Origin of the sequence: Pseudomonas caricapapayae (genome assembly GCF_001400735.1) — a bacterium.
GTDB classification, from domain to species: Bacteria; Pseudomonadota; Gammaproteobacteria; order Pseudomonadales; family Pseudomonadaceae; genus Aquipseudomonas; species Aquipseudomonas caricapapayae.
Genome location: NZ_LJPW01000132.1, coordinates 68 through 13,789, shown reverse-complemented (window position 1 = coordinate 13,789; position 13,722 = coordinate 68). Strand labels below are relative to the sequence as shown.

The window sequence follows — 13,722 nt, the reverse complement described above, 5'->3', positions numbered from 1 at the left end:
GGCATAGGACGCTTCGACACCGCGCGCTGAAGTCAGAAACACAGCGCTCCAGTCGAGCATCGCGCCTTCGGCCAAAAACACGGTGAAGCACAGCAGACCGATGAACAGCACCACGCCATGCGGTATAGCAAAGGCAGGGCCATCGGACGGACTGCCGTAAGGCAACAGGTTGGGGGTGGCTTTGGCCAGCGCCAGCAGGGTGAGCACGACCACCACAAGCATCGACTGGAACGGCGACACCCCCAGACTGAGCAGACCGGCGACACCCGCAGCACCGACGATACCGCCCAGGCTGAACAGCCCGTGAAACCCGGACATCATGGTCCTGCCGCTGGCACGTTCGACAATGACGGCCTGGACGTTGGCAGAGCAATCCACCGCCCCCATGCCCGCGCCAAACAGAAACAGCGTGGCGATCAGCAGCGGCAGACTCGATATCGTTGCCAACAGCGGCAGGCACAGACAGATCAGTAACGTCGAGCAGACCAGCAGTCGCCGACAGCCAAACCGCGCCGCCAGTGCTCCGGCCAATGGCATCGAGAGAATCGAGCCCACGCCAAGACACAACAGCAAGAGGCCGAGCGTGCCCTCATCAAGACCCATCCGCTGTTTGACGTAAGGAACCAGTGGTGCCCAGGAGGCCACACTGAAACCGGCAATGAAAAACGCTATGCGCGTCGAAGACTGTTCCGCCCGAGCCTTGGCATCCTGGGCTGCGGTGCTGAAAGAGGTCATGCATGCTCCTTGTGAATGCCGGACAGAATCGCGCCAGCCAGCGCGACAGCCTAGCAAAGCTGATCGATTAACCAAATGTCTGATGCGCTGAAGTGGGGCACGTTCCCTTCGTGCCTCTGTTATCTATCAGTGCGCAGACCATCAGATGGTCCAGTGAGGACAATTGCGCCTGTAAATCCAAGCTTTTTCCTGACCTGCACACTAAACTGGCCTCCATTCGCACCAGGCAGGTGCGCAAGTCTTTTCTCGAGCATCCGTAAAAGAGGCCACTGTGTACAAAGGTGTTGCGCTGTCAGTTCTGGCCTCAGTGCTGTTCGGGGTCATGTATTTCTATACCTCGCTGATGTCGCCCCTCGACGGTGAAGAGATTTTCGGCTGGCGCATGCTGCTGACGGTGCCGTGCGCAACGCTGTTCATGTGGGTCAGCGGCGATTGGCGGCGCGTTCGTGAGCTGGCCGGCCGACTCAGGCAGCAGCCGCTGCTGATATTCGGCCTGCTACTGTCCTCGCTATTGCTGGGCGCGCAGTTGCTGATTTTCATGTGGGCACCTTTACACGGGCGCAGCCTGGAGGTGTCGTTGGGTTATTTCCTGCTGCCGTTGAGCATGATTCTCACCGGACGCATCGTGTATGGCGAGCACCTCTCGTACCTGCAGAAGGTCGCGGCCGTATTTGCCATGATCGGTGTCGGCCACGAACTGTGGCGGCTAGGCAGCTTTTCATGGGAGACACTGGTGGTCGCAGGTGGCTATCCGCTGTACTTCGTATTGCGACGCAAGCTCAAGACCGATCACCTGGGCGGGCTCTGGTTCGACATGCTGCTGATGCTGCCCATCGGTCTCTGGTTCATCGCCCACGGTCACCCGCAAGCCATTCAGCAGGCTCCACTGCTTTATCTGCTGATTCCCCTGCTCGGGGTAATCAGCGCCTCGGCGCTGGTCAGTTACATCGTTGCCAGTCGCCTGCTGCCGTTCAGCCTGTTCGGGCTGCTCAGTTATGTCGAGCCCGTGCTGCTGGTAGGTGTCGCCCTGCTGCTGGGCGAAAGCATCGGTCGCGATGAATGGCTGACTTACCTACCGATCTGGCTGGCCGTCGTGGTACTGATGATCGAAGGTGCCAAGCACATGCTGGCCCAGCGTCGCCGGGATGCGGCTTGAGCCTCAGGACCCGGTGAAACGCTCCAGTTGCATTTCCTGAAGCCGGCTCAGGGTCCGGCGAAAGGCAAACGACAGATAACCTTCCGTGTACAGCTCGTCCATCGGCACCGGTGCTTCGACATACAGCGGAATGCGCCGGTCGTAGCACTCGTCCACCAACGCAATGAAACGTCGCACGCCGTCATCGTTGGGCGACAACTGCGGCAGCTCGCGGTCGCCTGCCGTCACCTGCTCGACACCGTCCTCGGTGCCGCGGGCAATCTTCGCCTCACGTTGGGCGGCGCTGAGGAGCGGAACTTCGCTGAGCAGAATCGCCGAAAAACGATCGCATAACGCAATGAAATCCATCGCCGCCAATGGTTGTTCGCACAGGTCGCGATAGCGACACCACACTGCCGTGTCGGAATGCAGAACCACGTTGATGCTGCGATAGCCGAGCATGACCTGCGAATCATGCACGGGCTGGCCTGCGCTCAATGCGTCAAATATCGCCTTCAATGCGCTCGGCTGACCGGTCTGCGCAACCCAGTAACGCTGGTGCAACTGTCCGGGGTGCAAACGATGATCCTCACCACCGTCAACCGCCACGATATTCATGTACTTCAGGATAGCGGCAACCGCCGGCAGGAAGCGCTCGCGGTTATGGCCGTGGCTGTACAACTGCTCCGGCGGTTGATTGGACGTGCAGACCAGCACCACGCCCTCTTCGAACATCACCTGCAGCAGCCCGCCCAGAATCACTGCGTCGCCGATATCAGTGACGAACAATTCATCGAAACACATCACCCGCACTTCCCGCGCCAGCTCCCTGGCGACCACGGTCAGAGGCTGAGGCGTGCCGATCAGCTCGAACATGCGCTTGTGCACCCAGCGCATGAAGTGGTGAAAATGCTGACGCCGGGCCGGAACGCTGAGGCTCTCGAAAAAGCGGTCCATCAACCAGGTCTTGCCCCGCCCGACCGGCCCCCACAAATAGACCCCTTGTGCCTGGCCACGAGAATCGGCCAGCGCCTGATAGCATGCCTGCAACTGACGCGCAGCCTGCAGTTGCGCCTGATCGGGTTGAAAACCGCGCTGGACGGCACGCTCATAGGCTTGCAGCGGAGAGACAGCATCCATCAGGCACGCACCCTCGGTATCAGAGAAAAGACATTCAGCCTATATACGGCAGCGCCGCGCAACCCGGGTCATGCGTGCTGCACGCCGGCGCGCTTGAGCAGCCGCTTGCAGCGCTCGGACAGGTGTACCACGCGCAGATGCTTGCCGGCTTTGACATAGCGTTCACGCAAGGTCTTGAGCGCAGCAATGGCCGAGTAATCGACGAAACTCAGGTGGCGGCAGTCCAGGGTCACCAGAGCGGGGTCCTCGGCCGGGTTGAACTGGTCGAGAAACGGCGTGGTCGAGGCAAAAAACAATGTGCCGTGCAAGTGATATATCTTGCTGCCGTCGGCTTCGATATGGCTGTCGGCATACAGCTCGCGAGCCTGCTGCCAGGCAAAATTGATCGCCGCGATAATGATGCCGAACAGCACGGCGGTTGCCAAGTCGGTGAGCACTGTGACCACGGTCACGGCAATGATTGCCAGCACGTCGTTGACCGGCACCTTGCGCAACACACGCAACGACGCCCAGGCGAAGGTCTGCTGAGCGACCACGAACATCACGCCCACCAGCGCCGCCAGCGGGATACGCTCGATCAGCGGCGAGAGAAACAGCACGAACATCAGAATCATCAAACCCGCGACCACGCCCGATACCCGACCGCGTCCGCCGGAACTGAGGTTGATGACCGTCTGACCGATCATCGCACAGCCGCCCATGCCGCCGAAGGCACCGGACACCATGTTGGCAGCGCCCAGCGCCACACACTCGCGGTCCGGATAACCACGGGTTTCGGTGATTTCGTCAGTGAGGTTCAGGGTCAGCAGGGTTTCCAGCAGGCCGACCAGCGCCATCAGGATGGCGTAAGGCGCGATGATACGCAGGGTTTCCAGGTTCCACGGAATGTCCGGCAACGCGAATACCGGCAGGCCCCCGGCGATGTGCGCCATGTCGCCCAGGGTACGGGTTGGCAGGCCGAGCAGATAGACCGCCAGCCCGACACTGAGGATTGCCACCAGTGCGGGCGGCGCAACGCGGGTCAGACGCGGTAACAGATAGACAATCGACATGGTCAGCGCCACCAGCCCGAGCATCACGTACAGCGGCGTACCACTGAGCCATGACTCGCCGACCTTGAAATGCTCCAGCTGCGCCATCGCAATCACAATGGCCAGACCATTGACGAAGCCCAGCATCACTGAATAAGGCACCAGCCGCACCAGCTTGCCCAGCCTCAGCAGCCCGAACAGGATCATGATCAAGCCGCCCAGCAGCACAGTCGCCAGCAAATACTGCACGCCATGCTGCACCACCAGCGCGACGATCACCACCGCCATCGAACCCGCCGCACCGGAGACCATCCCCGGACGGCCGCCGAACAACGCCGTCAACGTACAGATAATGAATGCGCCGTAGAGCCCCATCAGCGGGTTGAGATGAGCCACCAACGCAAAGGCGATGCACTAGGGCACCAATGCAAAAGATGTCGTGAGCCCGGCCAGAACTTCGGCGCGTATACGGATTGATTTCATGGCTTACCTGAACAGCGCGCCGTGGAGGCAGCGCAAAAAAGCAGGCATATTACGCAAACCCGCCGCCAGCGGCCACCACAGCAGTGTTCGCAACACAATTCATCGATGATTGGCGCAGGCTCATTACAACAAGGAAATCATGTGATGCCATGGAACAAAACACTGCTTTGCGCAGGGCTGGTGCTGAACGCGTCACTTGCCTGTGCTCAAGACCTGCCCACTGATCTGGATACATTTGTACAGCAAGCGGCGCAAAAGGTGATGGAGGAAAACGCTATTGCGGGCATGTCCATTGCCATCACCCGCAACGGAACACAACAATTCTACAATTACGGTGTGGCCTCGAAGTCCACTGGCCAGCGAGTGTCCAGCGACACGCTGTTCGAACTGGGCTCGATCAGCAAAACCTTCACAGCCACACTGGCCACCTGGGCCCAAGCCAATGGACAGTTGTCGCTGACCGACAGCATCGACACCTACCTGCCGCAACTGCAAAACACGCGTCTGGGGAAAATACCGGTCTTTCACCTCGGCACCCATACGGCAGGCGGTTTCCCTCTTCAAGTGCCCGACAAGGTGCAGAACACTCGCCAATTGATGGACTATTTCAAGGCCTGGCAACCCGACTACCTGCCCGGTACCCACCGCACTTACGCCAACCCCAGTGCAGGCCTGCTGGGTATGGTCGCGGCGCGCAGCATGAAGCTGCCGTATGAGAAAGCCCTGCAGCAGCGGCTGTTTCCGGCGCTGAACCTGAGCAGCACGTACGTGAACGTGCCCGACGAAAAACAGGCACTGTATGCGCAGGGCTACAACAAACTCGACGAACCGGTCAGGGTCAGCCCGGGCCCGCTGGCGACTGAAGCCTATGGTGTGAAATCGACTGCTCGGGACATGATCCGTTTTGTCGAGGCAAACCTCGGTTCCGGTCAAGATGGCGCACCGCTGCAACGTGCACTCAACAACACCCGTATCAGCTACTTCAGGGTCGGCAGCATGACTCAGGACCTGATCTGGGAGCAGTATTCGATGCCGGTTCGTCTGCAAGCGCTGCTTGAGGGCAACGCCAGCACGTTGCTGAACACCCTCAAAACCGAAGTGATCGAACCGCCGCAGGTAGCGCAACCTGCGGTCTGGGTGAACAAGACCGGATCAACCAACGGTTTCGGCGGCTACGTGGCGTTCATACCGGAAAAACAGCTCGGCATCGTGATTCTGGCCAACAAGAACTATCCGAATGAAGAAAGGGTGAGGCTGGCGTACCGGATTCTTCACCAATTGCAGTGCTGTTCAGATGAGTCGCGGGCGCTCTGACGATTCGGCGAGGTCCACGTCGTCCAGAAACATGTCATCGAAAAACGCGCAGAAGCTGTGATCAGGATGCCTGATATGGAGTTGGCCACTCAAGGTCATGTTCAGCGCCCGGCCGCGCCGCTCGCCGGGTTCGGCAGCTAAAACGGCTGGACGGCGCAGCAGAAAAAGTAACCCGCTGGACAATCACTGTTTCAGTGATGATACGAGGAACATTCTGTTTCCTGTTTTCCGAGTTCCATTGTCGATACTCGGCAACCATGCACCGGCCACAGGGGCGAAAACCGGCAGAAATGGCTGTTGGCTCATCGATAAAAAAGACCCGGTGCTGCCGGTAACCGCCTTTGCTCAAAGCCAGAAGCGCGGCAGGACAATCCAGACGGCCGTATACCTTGCTTCGTCGGTGTCCTCCCAGTCGGCCCGGGTCACGACTCAGGCAGGGTTCACCCTGTGCATCCAGCAGTTTCCACATCTGACAGTTGCCTCATCCCTTGCGCACGTCACAGCTTTTACCGTCGTGCTGCTGGCCATCGTCCAGGCGAAAATCGTCAGCCTTGCGTTCAAGTTCAAGCAATTTACGCTTGCGCTCGACGCCCCAACGATAACCGGATAAAGACCCGTCGCTGCGCAAGACACGATGGCAGGGAATGGCGACTGCCAGCTTGTTGGCCCCGCACGCATTGGCGACTGCCCGTACCGCACTCGGCATACCGAGCCGGGTTGCGATGTCGGTGTAGGTTGCAGTCGAACCGGCAGGAATATCCCTGAGCGCCTGCCATACCCGTTCCTGAAAAACCGTGCCGCGGATATCCAGCGGCAGCGCAAGGCCGATCGCAGGCGACTCCACAAAGCCCACGACCTCGGCGACCAGTTGTTCAAACGCCTCATCACCGCCGATCAGATTGGCGTTGGGGTACTGATCCTGAAACCGTTCGACCAGAACATTGGGGTCGTCTCCAAGCGAAATGGCGCAGATACCCTTGGTGCTTCTGGCCACCAGAATCGAGCCCAGGGAACTTTCCCCCAATGCAAACCTGATATCGACATTGGCCCCGCCTGCCCGGTATTCAGAAGGTTTCATGCCCAGCATTTTTTGCGAAGCCTCATAAAATCGGCTGTTGGAGTTGAAGCCTGCTTCATACAGCGCACTGGTGATGGTCCCATCGTGGGAAAGCCGGACTTTCACTCGCGAGCGCAACGAAGCGACACTGTAGGCTTTGGGCGTCAACCCGGTGAGTTTCTTGAAGGTGCGATGAAAATGAAAACTGCTCATGCCGACCCGTTCCGCCAGGTCGTTGAGGTTCGGCATCGAGTCGAACGTGTCTATCAACCTGCAGGCTTCGGAAACCGCCGCGGCATGTTTGAGTGCCACGCTTTGCTGATCACTGCTGTCGCGCATGGACGGACGAAAACCAGCGGCCTGCGCCTCGCTCGCAGTGTCGAAAAACACGACGTTTTCAGGTTTGGGGAGCTTGCTCGGACTGCACGGTTTGCAATAGATACCCGTCGTCAGCACGCCATAGACAAAATCAGCGTCAATCCCTGAACGGCGATTGATCAGAGCGCTCCAGCGCGGATCGTCTTCGGTCCGTGGAGCGCGTTGTGCTACCCGATCTTCTGTGCTTTTCATGGTGGTTGCCCCGCCTTGAGTTTTCATGAGCCTATCGTCAGCCGAAAACCTTGGCACTCCGAGTCTTGCTTTCAAATTCGAAATGGGTGGCGTTCGACAAAATCGATCGGCACACGCCACAGATACCAGGCTGCAACCGTTCTGAAAGGTGCGAACCGTTCGGCAATTGCGGCCATCGCTTTATGACCTGGCTTGAGCTCAAGAGCATACAGCCGTCGATAGCCTTCGCACACGCCATAGTCGCTGGCCGGCATCACGTCCATCTGGCCGAGCCCATAGATGAGCATCATTTCCACGGTCCAGCGGCCTACACCCGGCAATTGAACGAGACGACCGACCAGCTCTTCATTGCTCATGGCCAGTGCATCAATGACATCGGGAACCAGGCCCGTGCCCCTGGCAACAGCAATCGCCTTGATTGCACGGCACTTGGACGCCGAGAAACCGCAGGAACGCAGTGCCTGTTCATCCACCTCGACCAACGCCTGCGCGGTCGGAAAGGCTGAGTCCGGAAACAGGGCGCGCAACCTCATGACCATCGCGTCCCCGGCCCTGGCATGCAATTGTTGATACGCGACAGCCTTGATCAGCGCCTGGAATGGATCCTGCGCGGCAGTCACGGGGTGCAGGCAGGGGCCGACGTGATCGACCAGTAATTCCCATCGCCTGTCGATGGTCTTGAGCCACTCGACTGCATGGGCGTGCGGCGCGTCGGCTTTATTCGTTTCCGGTGACATTGCGTTTTCCAAAGCAAAATATATGAGCCGAAGGAAAGCTCGATGTGAGTGAACCGTCGCAGTCTCTGCAAATGATCGCGCTCTGCTCCAGCCCCGGTAACCACGCCGCCCTCCTGATCAGATGCGCACGGCGGGCTGCATCATTGCGCATCGTGAAAGATAACGCCCAGAGCGAAACGGCTCCCGGTGCGAACCTCGCTGACGCCATGACGGGTGAAAACCGAGTAGAAACCTCGCGCGCCCTTCACCGGACGCCGGTCAACTGCAAATAACACCGCGTCACCAGCCTCCAGAGGCACGACGCTTACTTTCGACTGCATTCTGGGACGCTGTTCGGTAATGACAAACTCGCCACCCGAAAACGCCTCTCCCGGTGTCGACAGCAAAACCGCCATTTGCAAAGGGAACAGAGTGTCACCGTACACATCTCGATGCAGACAGTTGTAGTCCCCCGCAGCGTACCGCAACAGCAAGGGAGTGGGCCGGGTCTGACTGGCGGCGTGACATTGGTTCAGAAATGATGGGTGCTGCTCGGGATACCGATATTCGAGCCCGAGCTTCTCGTTCCAATCGTTGGCCAGAGGCACAAGACGGCGATAGATATCAAACCTGAGTGTCGCTACAGGTTCGGGCAGCGGGTACGCGAAATATTTGTATTGGCCGGCACCGAAACCGTGGCGCTTCATATCGATGCACGACCTGAACAAATGATCCTCAGGGTAGGACTCAGCGAGGTGCGCGCAGGTGTCCGGTCGCAACAAGCCTCGAAAGACCGTAAACCCCCCGTCATGGATACGGTGCAGATGCTGGCTCCAGTTTTCCGAATCGAGCCTCGATTGCAGCGTCGGGTCATGCATGGGCGTGCGTCCTGAAAATGGCAGCCTTCACCCTACCCACACTCAGGATGCAGCGCCTCCCATTTATTGCTCCTTGATTTTTTAGCTGAACCTGACCTGAACAATCCGCCGAAACCGAGAAGCAGATAAAAAACAACTACCCGCATTCAAGAATGAGTATCATTATGTTACGCAGTGTTTCCGGCTCATGGCTGAAACACGTTCACCCTACAGTTTTGACCCGGTGAGATATGCTCGTTCCGTTTTTGATCATGCTGCGCGAAGGCATCGAAGCCGCGCTTATTGTTGGCATTATCGCCAGTTACCTGAAGCAGACCGGCCGCGGCGAGTGGATGCCTGCGGTGTGGATCGGTGTATTTCTCGCTGCCGCACTCTCGCTGTTCGTCGGTGGCGGGCTTGAGTTGATGAGCGCCGAGTTCCCGCAGAAGCAGCAGGAACTGTTCGAAGGCATTGTCGGGCTGATCGCCGTGGGCATTCTCAGTTCCATGGTGTTCTGGATGCGCAAGGTCGCTCGCTCGATCAAGCTCGCGCTTCACGAGTCGCTGGATGCTGCCCTCACCGGTTCGAAAAACCAGACCTACGCGCTGATCGCCATGGTGTTTTTCGCCGTGGCCCGGGAAGGGCTGGAAACCGTATTCTTTTTGCTCGCCGTGTTCCAGCAGAGCGAAGGCTCAGGCGCACCTCTGGGTGCCCTGCTCGGCCTTTTGCTGGCTGTCGGCTTCGGCGTGGCCATTTACAGCGGCAGCATGCGCCTGAACCTGAGCCTGTTCTTCCGCTGGACCGGGCTGTTCATTCTGGTGGTGGCAGCAGGCATTCTCGCCAATTCCGTTCAGGCACTGCACGAAGCCGGGGTCTGGAATCACCTGCAGGAAGTGGTCTTCGACATCAGCGCGTTGTTGCCGATGGACGGCCCGGCCGGCTCGGTGCTGGCGGGCATGTTCGGTTACCAGGACGCCCCTACAGTGAGCACCTTGAGCGTTTACCTGATTTACCTGATCGGCGCGCTGCTGCTGTTCTTCATGCCGCACACCCCGACGACCGGCAAGGCGATGCGGCCGAAAACATCTTCTGTTACGAACGAATAAGGGCACCCATGTCTATCCGTCCCCCAGGGCCTTCCGAGAACGCCCGGCCGCCCCGCGTCCTGCGATTGGCTGTCGCCGGTTCGGTGATTCTGATGATCGCCGCAGGCGGGCTGTTCTATTACGCCTCGCAGGTCGCCGCAAAAAAGCGCGCAGCCAATGCCGGTACTGAAACCGTAGTGAATATCCACGCCCGTAACTGCGAGCCGAATGCCCTGACAGTCGCGGCCGGCAAGAACGCCTTCCGCATCGTCAACCGCTCGGAACGCGCCGTCGAATGGGAAATTCTCGATGGCGTGCTGGTGGTTGAAGAGCGAGAGAACATTGCGCCGGGACTCAGTCAGGTGATCAATGCCAACCTGGCTCCCGGCGATTACGCGATCACCTGCGGCCTGCTCAGCAACCCGCGTGGCACGCTGCACGTCACGCCGACTGCCGAGTCCGACGCAAAAGCCAGGGCGCGTCCGTCCATGACCGCCTTCATCGGTCCGCTTTCCGAATATCGGGTGTACCTGAGCTTGCAAAGTTCTGCCCTGATCAAGGCGGTTACTGCCCTGCAACAAGCCATCGATGCCGGTGACCTGAGCGCAGCCCAGGCGGCCTACCTGCCTGCCCGCGCCGCGTATCAACGCATCGCCCCCGCGGCCCAGCGCCTGGCCGAGCTGGACAATGCAATCAACGCTCGCGCCGATTACTACGAAAAACGTGAGCAGGACCCGGGCTTTGGCGGTTTTCACCGCATCGAATACGGCCTGTATGAGCAACACAGCGTCGAGGGACTGTCGCCCGTCGCGCAGCGCCTGCAAACCGATGTCACTCAGCTCAAGCAACAGTTGATGGCGCAGTCTCTGGCCCCGGAACAGCTCGCAGCCATCGCCACCCGCACGTTACGCAGCCTTGCTGATGTGCGCAGCAACGGCGAAGAAGAACGCTACAGCCACAGCGACCTCAACGGTTTTGCCGCCAATCTGGACGGTACTCGCAAGATCGTCGACCTGCTGCGTCCGCTGCTGACCCGCAGCGCAGGCGATCTGTTGCAGAAGATCGATGCGGCCATCGCTGATCTGGACACCTCGCTTGATGCATTGAGCACCGCTGAAGGCGGCACGCGTCCTTACGATCAGGTGGACGCTGGACAACGCCAGCAAATCGCGACGAAAGCCGGCGCACTCGCTGACGCACTCAACGGAATAGACGCGGCACTTGGCCTTTCTGACCTCTGATTCACTGGAGCAAAGCACACTACGATGAAAACCCCAGACAGCAATCCAGACGCTGATAACGCCCCCGTTTCAATCCAGCGTCGCCGTGTCCTGATGGGGCTCGGTGCTGCCGGTGCCGCGCTGGCAGGCAGCAGCCTGAGCGGCAACGTACTGGCCGCAACGCCTGCGCAAGTCACCGAAGCGCCGAACAGTGAAAAGACCCAGGACCATAATGACTTTCATGGTCTGCATCAGACGGGCATCGTCAATCCGCGTCCAGCCGCTGGCATGCTGGTCGCGTTCGACGTGCTGGCTGCCGACCGCGAAGATCTGGAACGCCTGTTCCGTACTTTGAACGAGCGCATCGCGTTCCTGATGACCGGCGGTCCGGTGCCGGAGATCGATCCGAAACTGCCACCGCCGGACTCGGGCATTCTCGGCCCGGTAGTAACCCCGGATAACCTGACCATCACCGTATCGGTGGGCGAATCGCTGTTCGATGAGCGCTTTGGCCTGACCCCGGTCAAACCGAAACGCCTGAGCCGTATGACCGGGTTTCCCAACGATGCACTGGATCCAGCCAGTTGCCACGGCGACATGAGTATCCAGTTCTGCGCCAATACCGCCGACAGCAACATTCACGCCCTGCGCGACATCGTCAAGAACCTGCCCGACCTGTTGCTGGTGCGCTGGAAACAGGAAGGTACCGTGCCGCCTCAGGCCCCCAAAAAACCCGGCCAGCCGCCAGAAAGCGCGCGCAATTTCCTGGGTTTCCGGGACGGCTCGGCAAATCCGGATTCCAACAACCAGAAAACCATGAACGAGCTGGTCTGGGTGCAGCCGGGCAGCGATGAGCCGGCCTGGGCCGCCAATGGCAGCTATCAGGCCGTGCGGATCATTCGTAATTTCGTCGAGCGCTGGGACCGCACGCCCTTGCAGGAGCAGGAATCGATTTTCGGCCGCAGCAAAAGCACTGGTGCGCCGATGGATGGAAAAGTCGAGACCGACGTGCCCAATTACGCGGCAGACCCGGAAGGCAAGAAAACCCGACTGGACTCGCACATCCGCCTGGCCAACCCACGTACCGCCGAGAGCCAGCGCAACCTGATCCTGCGCCGACCGTTCAATTATTCCAACGGGGTAAACAAGAACGGGCAACTGGACATGGGCCTGCTGTTCATCTGCTATCAGGCCGATCTGGAAAAAGGCTTCATCACCGTGCAGAGCCGCCTTAATGGCGAACCGCTGGAGGAATACCTCAAGCCCGTCGGTGGCGGCTACTTCTTCACACTGCCGGGGGTAACCGGCGACCAGGATTTCATCGGCCGTTCGTTGCTGGCGGCCGTATCGTCCAATAAAACCGCATGACCTATCCACTCCCGACCCGGAAGACACTCATGAAAAAGACGCCCCTGGCTTTGCTCTTGACCCTTGGTCTGCTCCAGACTCCACTGGCTGCCTTTGCGGCCACAGCCCCGCTGGATCTGGTAGGTCCGGTATCGGACTACAAGATTTACGTCACCGAAAACATCGAAGAACTGGTCAGCCACACCCAGAAGTTCACCGATGCCGTGAAGAAGGGCGACATCGCGACGGCTAAAAAGCTGTACGCCCCTACCCGCGTCTATTACGAGTCGGTAGAGCCGATTGCCGAACTGTTCAGTGACCTGGATGCGTCCATCGACTCACGCGTCGATGATCATGAGCAAGGCGTGACGGCAGAGGACTTCACGGGCTTCCATCGCCTGGAGTATGCGCTGTTCTCGCAGAACACCACCAAGGATCAGGGCCCTATCGCCGACAAGCTGATGAGCGACGTCAAGGACCTGGAAAAACGCGTGGCCGATCTGACCTTCCCGCCTGAAAAAGTCGTTGGTGGCGCAGCAGCCTTGCTCGAAGAAGTCGCGGCGACCAAGATATCCGGCGAAGAGGATCGTTACAGCCACACCGACCTGTATGACTTCCAGGGCAACATCGACGGCGCGAAGAAAATCGTCGACCTGTTCCGCCCGCAGATCGAGCAGCAGGACAAGGCCTTCTCCACCAAAGTCGACAAGAACTTCGCCACCGTGGACAAGATCCTGGCGAAGTACAAGACCAAAGACGGTGGTTTTGAAACCTACGACAAGGTCAAAGAGAACGACCGCAAAGCACTGGTCGGCCCGGTCAACACCCTGGCCGAAGACCTGTCGACCCTGCGCGGCAAGCTGGGTCTGAATTGATCCGAGGAGCCGCGCCTGTTCAAGGTGCGGCTCATTGCCCTGCCGGTGGACACTGCACCTGAAAGCGCCTTTACCGCAATGGTACTGACAACGCAGAGCGCGACGTCATTGACGGCTGAGCCCTGACGCTGATCAGGGGGTTTGGTTACTTTGGCCC

General features: G+C 59.3%; 13 protein-coding genes. 6 read left to right on the top strand and 7 right to left on the bottom strand.

Translation table 11 applies throughout. The features are described from left to right. Positions 1-735 (bottom strand): MFS transporter (locus tag ALO80_RS18235; RefSeq protein WP_144434236.1); only part of this gene is annotated, 735 nt, incomplete at its 3' end. A 271-nt stretch (positions 736-1,006) separates the two neighbouring features. Here ALO80_RS18235 and rarD point away from each other — a divergent pair. Continuing rightward, complete coding sequence (gene rarD, locus ALO80_RS18230) at positions 1,007-1,891, top strand: EamA family transporter RarD (protein ID WP_055010016.1); 885 nt, start codon at positions 1,007-1,009, stop codon at positions 1,889-1,891. Between the two features lie 3 nt (positions 1,892-1,894). Here the strand turns inward: rarD and zapE are convergent, their stop codons facing one another. Together zapE and ALO80_RS18220 are read right to left on the bottom strand one after the other, a co-directional pair. Further along, positions 1,895-3,010 (bottom strand): cell division protein ZapE, encoded by a 1,116-nt coding sequence (zapE, locus tag ALO80_RS18225; RefSeq protein WP_055010015.1) that lies wholly within the window; start codon positions 3,008-3,010, stop codon positions 1,895-1,897. 68 nt (positions 3,011-3,078) lie between these two features. Then, positions 3,079-4,452, bottom strand: coding sequence for a SulP family inorganic anion transporter (locus tag ALO80_RS18220; protein WP_235812495.1), 1,374 nt, complete (start codon positions 4,450-4,452; stop codon positions 3,079-3,081). Between the two features lie 216 nt (positions 4,453-4,668). Between ALO80_RS18220 and ampC the strand changes: the two genes are divergently transcribed. Beyond that, positions 4,669-5,838 (top strand): class C beta-lactamase, encoded by a 1,170-nt coding sequence (gene ampC, locus ALO80_RS18215; RefSeq protein WP_055010014.1) that lies wholly within the window; start codon positions 4,669-4,671, stop codon positions 5,836-5,838. Positions 5,839-5,899: 61 nt separating this feature from the next. Here ampC and ALO80_RS32350 read toward each other — a convergent pair whose 3' ends face one another. The 4 genes from ALO80_RS32350 to ALO80_RS18195 all read right to left on the bottom strand — a co-directional run bounded on the left by ALO80_RS32350 (position 5,900) and on the right by ALO80_RS18195 (position 9,059). After that, positions 5,900-6,307, bottom strand: coding sequence for an Ada metal-binding domain-containing protein (locus ALO80_RS32350; protein ID WP_083493327.1), 408 nt, complete (start codon positions 6,305-6,307; stop codon positions 5,900-5,902). A 12-nt stretch (positions 6,308-6,319) separates the two neighbouring features. Next, a complete protein-coding gene (gene ada / locus ALO80_RS18205) occupies positions 6,320-7,465 on the bottom strand; it encodes a bifunctional DNA-binding transcriptional regulator/O6-methylguanine-DNA methyltransferase Ada (protein WP_055010012.1) in 1,146 nt (381 codons plus the stop codon). Between the two features lie 71 nt (positions 7,466-7,536). Next, complete coding sequence (locus ALO80_RS18200) at positions 7,537-8,202, bottom strand: DNA-3-methyladenine glycosylase family protein (RefSeq protein WP_055010011.1); 666 nt, start codon at positions 8,200-8,202, stop codon at positions 7,537-7,539. A gap of 140 nt (positions 8,203-8,342) precedes the next feature. After that, positions 8,343-9,059, bottom strand: coding sequence for a 2OG-Fe(II) oxygenase (locus tag ALO80_RS18195; RefSeq protein ID WP_055010010.1), 717 nt, complete (start codon positions 9,057-9,059; stop codon positions 8,343-8,345). Positions 9,060-9,289: 230 nt separating this feature from the next. Here ALO80_RS18195 and efeU point away from each other — a divergent pair, with 230 nt between their 5' ends. The 4 genes from efeU to efeO (ALO80_RS18175) are packed head-to-tail and all read left to right on the top strand — an operon-like array spanning position 9,290 to position 13,565. Further along, a complete protein-coding gene (gene efeU, locus ALO80_RS18190; protein WP_055010009.1) occupies positions 9,290-10,144 on the top strand; it encodes an iron uptake transporter permease EfeU in 855 nt (284 codons plus the stop codon). Positions 10,145-10,152: 8 nt separating this feature from the next. Beyond that, positions 10,153-11,364, top strand: coding sequence for an iron uptake system protein EfeO (efeO, locus tag ALO80_RS18185; protein WP_055010008.1), 1,212 nt, complete (start codon positions 10,153-10,155; stop codon positions 11,362-11,364). 24 nt (positions 11,365-11,388) lie between these two features. After that, entirely contained in the window at positions 11,389-12,711 is a 1,323-nt protein-coding gene (efeB, locus tag ALO80_RS18180) for an iron uptake transporter deferrochelatase/peroxidase subunit (RefSeq protein WP_054988017.1), read from the top strand. Positions 12,712-12,740: 29 nt separating this feature from the next. Beyond that, on the top strand, positions 12,741-13,565 hold the full coding sequence (gene efeO / locus ALO80_RS18175) for an iron uptake system protein EfeO (RefSeq protein WP_054988016.1): 825 nt from the start codon (positions 12,741-12,743) through the stop codon (positions 13,563-13,565). Positions 13,566-13,722: the final 157 nt, after the last annotated feature.

Bases quoted from the DNA above. Each gene is read 5' to 3' on its own strand.
- zapE (WP_055010015.1), bottom strand. From the start codon at position 3,010: ATGGATGCTGTCTCTCCGCTGCAAGCCTATGAGCGTGCCGTCCAGCGC.
- ampC (WP_055010014.1), top strand. From the start codon at position 4,669: ATGCCATGGAACAAAACACTGCTTTGCGCAGGGCTGGTGCTGAACGCG.
- ALO80_RS32350 (WP_083493327.1), bottom strand. From the start codon at position 6,307: ATGTGGAAACTGCTGGATGCACAGGGTGAACCCTGCCTGAGTCGTGAC.
- ada (WP_055010012.1), bottom strand. From the start codon at position 7,465: ATGAAAAGCACAGAAGATCGGGTAGCACAACGCGCTCCACGGACCGAA.
- ALO80_RS18200 (WP_055010011.1), bottom strand. From the start codon at position 8,202: ATGTCACCGGAAACGAATAAAGCCGACGCGCCGCACGCCCATGCAGTC.
- ALO80_RS18195 (WP_055010010.1), bottom strand. From the start codon at position 9,059: ATGCATGACCCGACGCTGCAATCGAGGCTCGATTCGGAAAACTGGAGC.
- efeU (WP_055010009.1), top strand. From the start codon at position 9,290: ATGCTCGTTCCGTTTTTGATCATGCTGCGCGAAGGCATCGAAGCCGCG.
- efeO (WP_055010008.1), top strand. From the start codon at position 10,153: ATGTCTATCCGTCCCCCAGGGCCTTCCGAGAACGCCCGGCCGCCCCGC.
- efeB (WP_054988017.1), top strand. From the start codon at position 11,389: ATGAAAACCCCAGACAGCAATCCAGACGCTGATAACGCCCCCGTTTCA.
- efeO (WP_054988016.1), top strand. From the start codon at position 12,741: ATGAAAAAGACGCCCCTGGCTTTGCTCTTGACCCTTGGTCTGCTCCAG.